This is a genomic window from Staphylococcus sp. EG-SA-17, assembly GCF_017151845.1.
GTDB lineage: Bacteria > Bacillota > Bacilli > Staphylococcales > Staphylococcaceae > Staphylococcus > Staphylococcus aureus.
Genome location: NZ_JACVZO010000104.1, coordinates 1 through 445 on the forward strand (window position 1 = coordinate 1; position 445 = coordinate 445).

The 445-nt window shown below is 39.6% G+C and carries 1 rRNA gene; it reads right to left on the minus strand.

From position 1 onward, the window contains the following. Window positions 1-363: 363 nt before the first annotated feature. A 5S ribosomal RNA gene (gene rrf / locus IDG65_RS15170) occupies window positions 364-445 on the minus strand; the annotation flags it as partial.

The window sequence follows — 445 nt, forward strand, 5'->3', positions numbered from 1 at the left end:
GCTATCACACTTTGATTTGTTGATATCTTATTAAACCTTCGGTTTTAATTTTAGGCATAAAAAAAGAGACCTTCCGGTCTCAATAATTTGCCTGGCAACGTCCTACTCTAGCGGAACGTAAATCTGCTACCACCGGCGCTAAGGAGCTTACTTTACTTCGAGACAAGCGCTCGCATCCTTCTTTATTTTCTAAAATTGCTTGCTCTTTTAGCTCAACTAAACTCGCTTCTCAATTTTCTCAATTCATCGGCTTCAAACGCTTTCTTCTCGTAAAGCTATTACACTTTGATTTGTTGATATCTTATTAAACCTTCGGTTTTAATTTTAGGCATAAAAAAAGAGACCTTTCGGTCTCAATAATTTGCCTGGCAACGTCCTACTCTAGCGGAACGTAAATCCAACTACCATCGGCGCTAAGGAGCTTAACTTCTGTGTTCGGCATGAG